We start from the raw sequence: 6616 nt of genomic DNA, 5'->3' as shown, positions 1-6616 counted from the left end.
GGATAATACAAGGTGCGATTAGCTTGCGTAATCGCACATTTCGAAGCCAACATTCCTCCGATTACGCTATCGCTAATCGGAGCGGTCTAAGGAAGGCATCCGCAATTTCGATAATTGTGTGGAGTGTCACCGAAGTGGTAATGAACATGACATTCGCGATAGGGATGGAAAACGCAACAGTGATGAAGATGACTAACCTTCGCAAACTGTAGCCCACATTCGTCTGAGTCGTGACAGAGTAGCTAGCGTTTCAGCGTAACGCCTCTTAAGATTCTAGTGTATGCTTAATATGTCTTCGTGATCCTTACTAAGCGAGATGGAAATAAGGTTTTGGTCTAAAAGTATCCATAGGTTTTCTCTCCTAGTACCGAGAAGGCTTTTGGGCTCTCCGCCGCCCACGAAAAAGGATTGGAGCCGACGCGCTCAATACATGATTAATAGGTGGATTCATCGGCTGATCCATCTAAATGAGACCCCCTATCGCATTGCAATGGGTTGTGCCTGTGGGATTTTTTGTTCGGCGCTACCCATATTTGGTCAAACCTTTATTGGCATGATCACCGCTCGTATCTTGAAAGCCAGTGTGATCGCCAGTCTGCCTTGGACATGGATCTCAAATCCGCTGACTACGCTGCCGATATGGTATGTTGGATATCGACTGGGTATTTGGATTATGCCCGGTAAACATAAACCATTGAGCCATACCGAAATTCAAGCATTAATGCAAAATTTCGATCAAATGGATTGGAATCAAGGCGTTTCGTTACTCACCGCTGAGTTCTGGGAAGCATTGCAACCCCTGTGGCTGGGCGCAGTAGTCATGGGGTTAACGATGGCTGTTCCCAGTTTTATCCTAGTGTATTACTTTGCCAAAGGACTACTGCACCGACGAATTCGTCGACGTCAAAAAGATTACTAATCTGTCAGCATAGGTTCGTGCCTTCAATTTACGAAAACCTGTGAACCCCCGTAGCCATACGACCAGAAAATAATACTGGCGAGGTTCGATTCGTCGGCAATTTCTTTAATGGGGACGTTTCCCATGATTGCAGACTTTTGCCAGGGCCTGCTCTCTGAACTCGTCAGAATACAGTTTCTTGGAAGGATTCATTTTTTCTCAAATTTAAAGGGTTCTAAAATTTGGGGCGACAACTATATTGACGCGGGGCGATGGACTGTCCGGACCTTTTTGAGGCTCTCCTGAAGTTACTGTAACGTTAATGGGCCTAACTCGCGGCTAGGGCTAGTCCTGGGTAAAGGCCTTTTTTTGGGTGATGAAGCATCTTCATGATCATTAAGGCATTTATAAATATTTAAATGTTCGGTTGCCCCACATACCTATGCCGGCAAGCCTTGGGTGTAAATCAGTGCGTCGTATTTTGAAGATCGAAATCTGCAACACACCAGGCCATGACTTAGTGCCGTATCAGTTCAGGAATACCAAAATCGCCGTGGCAACGCTCAACAGCGCCGCGAACACCGCAAACCCCAGCGCCCAACGCGAATACACAAGGGCTTGCTGCGATGCGATAAGGCTGTCCCGATACGCGAGAAGATCGCCCCCTTCATGCCGGTACCCACTCACTTGCTTTACTTGCGGATCAGCGCTAGCCAAGCGAGCGCGAAGGAATTTCTCGACCCCAATCACTAGATACACTGCCACCCCGCCGGCCAGCGTCAGCAGCCATTCTTCGTAGCCAAGCGCTTGGGTATGGAACAGCCAATTCATGGTAGGCAGGTAGATAAAGGCGACCTGGGCCAACATCATCGCGGCAATTCCACCCCAGACCCAAAGATTTGAAAACAGTCCAAGCTTGAACATGGAGTGGGTCAGGGATCGGCAGTTAAGCAGATAGAAGGCCTGCCCAACGGCAAACACATTGACCGCAGCGGTACGGGCTTTCTCGACAGGTTCGTCGTGCATCAGTTCCCACTCAAACAGAGCAAAGGCACAGGCCGCCAGCATCAAGCCCACCAGCAAAGTCCGAAACATCAATAATCCGGTCAAAATTGGCTGCTCCGGCTGACGAGGCGGTAGTCTCATGATGTCCGGTTCCTTGGTTTCGAACGCCAGGGGCAATCCAAGCAGCACGGCAGTCGTCATATTCAGCCAAAGCACTTGTCCGGGCAAGATGGGCAAGACGATGCCGGCAAATACCGCAATCAAGATCACCAAGCCTTGGCCAATATTGGTGGGCAAGGTCCAGGTAATAAACTTCACCAGGTTATCGTAAACCCCCCGCCCTTCTTCCACGGCGGCGGCGATGGTGGCGAAGTTGTCGTCGGTCAACACCATCGCAGCAGCTTCCTTAGACACTTCGGTGCCGGTAATGCCCATAGCCACGCCAATGTTGGCCTGACGTAACGCGGGTGCATCGTTGACACCATCCCCGGTCATAGCCACAATGTGGCCGCGCGACTGCAGGGCTGTCACCAAACGCAGCTTTTGTTCCGGGGCTACCCGAGCGAACACGGTGGTATGGTCGGTGATTTCCGCAAAATCTTGATCCGGAATTTCCGCGAGCGCTCGCCCATCAAGCGCCAGCAAAGGTTCATTCTCGCCGGTCAGGCCAATTTGTTTGGCGATGGCAATCGCAGTGCCAATGTGATCGCCGGTAATCATCTTTACCCGGATGCCGGCTCGGCGGCAGTGCGCCACGGCGTCAATCACCTCAGGCCTCGGCGGATCGATCATGGCTTGTAGTCCGAGAAAAGTCAGGCCCTCAGCCACATGCTCATGATTGACTTGCGACAGATCGTCGGCGGCGCGCTCGCCGCGGGCAAAAGCCAACACTCTCAGCCCGCGCGCAGCCAATTCATTGACCTGCTGCTGAATCGCGTCAGGCTCCAGCGCGACGGGGTTCAGGTTGGCGTCGAAGGCGGTTGCGCAGCGGTTCAGAATGCTTTCCACCGAGCCTTTCAGGTAAATGTGCCGGGTATCCGACGCCTGATTGTGATGAAGAGTCGCCATGAACTGATAGGCCGACTCGAAAGGAATGGCATCCAGGCGTGGATGGGTTTGTTGCAGGAGACCATGGTGCAAGCCTGCTTTGTGCGCGGCAACCAGCAATGCGCCTTCGGTAGGGTCGCCCTCGATGCGCCAGCCCTCCGCATCCTCTACCAGACGCGCATCGTTACACAACAAACCAGCCTTGAGGATTTCGACTAGTGTTTCGTGGTCTGCGGGCTTGACCGTTTGCTGATCAAGACAAAAATCACCTTCAGGCGAGTAGCCGGCGCCGCGAACCTCGAAGCAGGCTCCGCCAGCATAAATAGCCTGCACGGTCATTTGATTTTGCGTCAATGTGCCGGTCTTATCCGAACAGATGATAGAAGTACCACCCAGCGTCTCGACCGCCGGTAGTTTGCGGATGATGGCATGACGCCTGGCCATGCGCCGGACACCGATGGCTAGGGTAATGGTAACCGCTACCGGCAAGCCTTCCGGGATGGCGGCGACCGCCAAGGCCACCGAAGCAATGAAGGTATCAATCGGCGCTTCGCCACGAAGCCAGCCGGCCACAAAGGTCAGTGCGGCCAAACCAATGATGAACCACATCAGGAATTCACTGAATTTGGCAATTTTTTGGGTCAGCGGAGTTTCCAGTTCGGTGGCCTCGCTAATCAAGCGGTTGATACGGCCAATCTCGGTGCGATCACCGGTTTCTATCACGATGCCCACGCCGGCGCCGTAAGTCACCAAGGTTGAGGAATACGCCAGATTGCTGCGGTCGGCCAAAAGGGTGTCGCTCGGCAATGGCTCAGTCTGCTTTTCCACCGGTACGGACTCGCCGGTCAAGGCCGATTCGTCGATCTGCAATTCCCTGCTGCGCAAAAGACGCAAGTCAGCCGGCACCTTATCGCCGGACTGCAGAAACACGATGTCGCCGGGCACCAAGTCTTCGGCAGCGATGACAATGCGAACCCCATCGCGCAATACTGCGGCACTGACGCTAAGCGCGTGCGCCAAGGCGGCAATGGCCTTTAGCGCGTTCATTTCCTGAATGAAACCGATGACGGCATTGACCAGGACCACGCCGAAGATCACGCCAGCATCCAGCCAGCTCTTCAGAAATCCGGTCACGAACCCCGACACCAGCAAGATGTATATCAGCGAGTGATGGAATTGGGACAAAAACAACACGATGGCGCTCTTGCCCTTTTTTGGGGTTAAGCGATTGAGGCCGAATTTTTCGCGGCGATTCGCCGCTTCGTGCTCGGAAAAGCCGGACGCGGCATCCACGCCCAAATGTTTCGGCAGCGTTTCGGTGGGCAGATGATGCCAAATTGGTGGCGGCGAGTTGTTCATCGTGTTATTCATCGTGGATGGTTGAAATGATTTTCATGTCTTTCGCGGGTTAAATTTCGTTATATATCCACGTTTAGACCAAGATGCAGTTCATCGCGGTTTATTATGGTTTTACTGCATCCAACGTCCTTGGCGCTGATGACTTGTAAATCGAGGGCCGGATTACTCTGGTTTCCCTGAAAAGCCAGTTCGGTTTCGGTTTGTCGGCCTTGCAGTCCCAGAGGTATCGATTCCGGCCATTGCAGACTGGCTGTGTCTAGGGCATCGTAGAATTGACTTTCGATTGGGCATCTGATCTGGGAAAGTCTCGTGCAATAATTCGGCAGTCGATCCCCAATAGAATGTTGACTCCGAAGCGGGCCTCACCGCCATCGGTGGTCTGGCTTTTGTCCTCGTAGAGCGGAAAATCGTAACTAAAGCGCCTCTAGCCGCCGAAGAAGCTGAAGCCTCACAAATCTGGTGGGCTAATTACATTCGAATTTATTGTGACAGGAGAGTAAAGCTTGTTTTTAGGATAGTAAAATAGAATATATGGATTTAACGAATAGATTTTTACAATGTAAGAATGAGTTGGTTTTTCTTGAAAAGTACTTGGCTCTAAACTCTGCTTTAGAAAATTAACTAAATGCTGTGTCGTTGATGTTGGCGTTTTCGGGAAAACGGATAGAAGGGCTAAGAGTTTCGGTAATAGAGGTGGAGCTTGATTTATTCAGTCGGGATGTGAGCTAAAGCTTATACATCCGGAGTATATAAGAACCTAAAAGTCAGCTTTGAAACCATAACCAGCCTCTGTTGAACAATGTTTTTCAACTATCTGAATGTCGCAAAGTGGCCAAAACTTGCCCATCGATCCGCTCAAAACTCCCTCAGGAAAATCAGGCTTACGACAGGATATAAGATCGTTCAAAAAGTCCTGGAACTACATCAAGCCTCAAAGCCAATCTCGAAAGAAGAGAAGCCCGACTCGTCGCCGTATATCAACGATAGGCCGGACGGATCAGGTATTTTGATTTGTTTGGCCGAATAGGCGTCCAAGATTGGTGTGATGTGGCGTACCGATCTAGGCGTGGTGTAAACCAGGAAGGCCGTATCGTCGTCTGACCAGCCGCCGAACATCGCCATGCCCTCGGGGCCGTTTCTCGCCACGTAGGCGGCTCGGAACGCACCTAACAGCACGTAAATTTCACCGGATTCGTATTCCTGGCGCGAGAGTGTGATGCGGTGCCAACTCATGGTTTTTGCCATTTCATTCCTTCCGTCACTAAATCAGCTTATTTGGCCTACATCGCGTTGCCGCTTGATTTTGGTCAGCCCTAAGAAATCTTAACATCGGAAGGCGATGCGGGCCATATAAGTGATCACCTGACTGTCTAAAGTCCCGCGCCAAAAAACTTAAGAAATGTAATTGAACAAAGACAAACTTTGCACCTTGGTAAACGCCTGTTGCGCGGCTTGCAGGGATATTTGTTGCAGATTAAATTTGCTCAACGCTTCCGCGTAGTCCAGATCGCCGATGTCCGAGGCGGTGGATTTGTTGTCCAGAATGTAGTCGGCGTTTAAGTTTTCCTGGTCGTCCAATGCGTTCAAGCGAGCGCCGGCCGATGCGCGAATAGTGTCGAAGCGCACCAGCGCGGTATCCATATCGTTCAAAGAATTTTTATTGGGCGTGTTGGCTTTTAAATCAGCGGATATTTGCGCGACGGCTTGAAACACATTGCTAATGCTACCGGCTGTTAACGGCGCGGCTGATACGGTGCCGAACGCCGCTTCGCCGGGGTCGCCGTCGGTGACGTGCCGGCTGGGGCCGATGGCGATACTGCGTTGGCTGGCATCACCTTGATAGGCGTATGCCGGGGTGTCGGTAAAAGCGGCTTGGTCGGTTTTGTACCCGGAAAAAATATATTCGCCGTTGGCATTTTTGGTATTGGCGATGCTTAACAATTGCTTGTTCAGTTCGTCGATTTCCATAGAGATTTGTTTACGGTTGGTGGCGGTGTTGCTGTCGTTCAAGCCTTGTACGGTCAATTCCCTGATTCTATGCAACACGCTGCCGGCGTTATCCAGTGCGGATTCTTCCAGGTTCAGCCTTTGCCGCGCCGCGCCGATATTGACCTGATATTGCTGATTTTCCTTAATGTTGTGATTCAGGTCGATCATGTTGGTGGCGGCCACCGCATTTTCGGAGGGGCTCAGGTATTTCTTGCCGGATGATAGTTTTAGCTGAGTCTCGCTGAGTTTGGATTGTTGATCCAACATGGCGTTAACGCCGAGCTGATTATTCCATGAAGTTGAAATGCGCATAATAAT

Annotated in this window: 4 protein-coding genes; 1 reads left to right on the top strand and 3 read right to left on the bottom strand. The window is 51.5% G+C overall.

Annotated elements, in window-relative coordinates; all coding sequences use genetic code 11:
• Window positions 1-430: 430 nt before the first annotated feature.
• Window positions 431-919 (top strand): DUF2062 domain-containing protein, encoded by a 489-nt coding sequence (locus A1332_RS25040; RefSeq protein WP_197491517.1) that lies wholly within the window; start codon window positions 431-433, stop codon window positions 917-919.
• A gap of 507 nt (window positions 920-1426) precedes the next feature.
• On the opposite strand, the gene A1332_RS19280 is transcribed toward A1332_RS25040, so the two are convergent.
• The 3 genes from A1332_RS19280 to flgL all read right to left on the bottom strand — a co-directional run bounded on the left by A1332_RS19280 (window position 1427) and on the right by flgL (window position 6610).
• Window positions 1427-4309: a cation-transporting P-type ATPase gene (locus A1332_RS19280; protein WP_082879786.1), complete on the bottom strand. Its 2883-nt coding sequence runs from the start codon at window positions 4307-4309 to the stop codon at window positions 1427-1429.
• A gap of 924 nt (window positions 4310-5233) precedes the next feature.
• A complete protein-coding gene (locus A1332_RS19275; RefSeq protein WP_231886486.1) occupies window positions 5234-5554 on the bottom strand; it encodes a hypothetical protein in 321 nt (106 codons plus the stop codon).
• A 147-nt stretch (window positions 5555-5701) separates the two neighbouring features.
• The gene (gene flgL, locus A1332_RS19270; protein ID WP_064010043.1) at window positions 5702-6610 is read right to left on the bottom strand and encodes a flagellar hook-associated protein FlgL; all 909 of its coding nucleotides are present in this window, start codon (window positions 6608-6610) and stop codon (window positions 5702-5704) included.
• Window positions 6611-6616: the final 6 nt, after the last annotated feature.

Source organism: Methylomonas methanica (assembly GCF_001644035.1).
Classification (GTDB): domain Bacteria; phylum Pseudomonadota; class Gammaproteobacteria; order Methylococcales; family Methylomonadaceae; genus Methylomonas; species Methylomonas methanica_A.
Note: the sequence above shows the minus strand (reverse complement) of the source record. Positions and strands in the feature narration are given on the sequence as shown.

Coding starts and splice junctions, on each gene's coding strand:
- A1332_RS25040 (WP_197491517.1), top strand. CDS start 431: ATGATTAATAGGTGGATTCATCGGCTGATCCATCTAAATGAGACCCCC.
- flgL (WP_064010043.1), bottom strand. CDS start 6,610: ATGCGCATTTCAACTTCATGGAATAATCAGCTCGGCGTTAACGCCATG.
- A1332_RS19275 (WP_231886486.1), bottom strand. CDS start 5,554: ATGGCAAAAACCATGAGTTGGCACCGCATCACACTCTCGCGCCAGGAA.
- A1332_RS19280 (WP_082879786.1), bottom strand. CDS start 4,309: ATGAACAACTCGCCGCCACCAATTTGGCATCATCTGCCCACCGAAACG.